The sequence below is a fragment of the Vibrio sp. 10N.222.48.A3 genome (assembly GCF_041475345.1).
Taxonomy (GTDB): Bacteria; Pseudomonadota; Gammaproteobacteria; order Enterobacterales; family Vibrionaceae; genus Vibrio; species Vibrio tasmaniensis_A.
On record NZ_JBFRVX010001503.1, the window covers coordinates 1 to 588 of the forward strand.

1 protein-coding gene is annotated in these 588 nt (G+C 39.3%); it reads left to right on the forward strand.

The genetic code is table 11. From position 1 onward, the window contains the following. Positions 1 to 229: 229 nt before the first annotated feature. Positions 230 to 430 carry a hypothetical protein gene (locus AB4653_RS27400; protein WP_102258634.1) on the forward strand — a complete coding sequence of 67 codons (201 nt, stop codon included), beginning with the start codon at positions 230 to 232 and terminating at the stop codon, positions 428 to 430. The last annotated feature ends 158 nt before the right edge of the window (positions 431 to 588 follow it).

The window sequence follows — 588 nt, forward strand, 5'->3', positions numbered from 1 at the left end:
ATTAAATCTATAGTCAGCCCTTCGGAAAGTGTTCCTGAGATAGCGAAAAGAACGGAACGCACGCGTAGATAAACCTAACAAAAACATAAAGGTGACGCTCTACACTCGGCGGTTTTGGTTCGGAGTTAAGTGTGCTTTGTAAGTTGGTCGTGGCGCCCCTTGTATTAGGCGTAGTGTGTCAGTGTGGGAATGTAGGTGTTCTTATCTAATATCCAAAGGTGTGTAAATAATGAATAAAGTACATGAACTTCAAAAAATGACTGAAGAAGAACTACTTGAGTATGGTGTGTTGATCGAAACTACAATTAGTTCGCTATTAATCGAATCGAAATCAAGCTCACCAACTAGGTCCAATCAGGCTGGAATGAGACTTGATTCTTGGGATAAGAAACAAAGAGAGTTAAATGACTTCCTATATAAGAAAGGTTAGTTAAAAGTTTGACTTTGAAGAACTAGGTGCGTGTCTTTATCGTGGGCTAATGGATATCGAAGGTGGGCTTTCAATGTGCTAAGTTGAGAGCCCATTTGGAAACTTAATAGGACTACGTGGGAAAAATACATACCAGCATTTAAGGTTTCAAGATACTT

What these genes read in the sequence shown, in the direction of transcription:
- AB4653_RS27400 (WP_102258634.1), top strand. Translation starts at nt 230, where the DNA reads ATGAATAAAGTACATGAACTTCAAAAAATGACTGAAGAAGAACTACTT.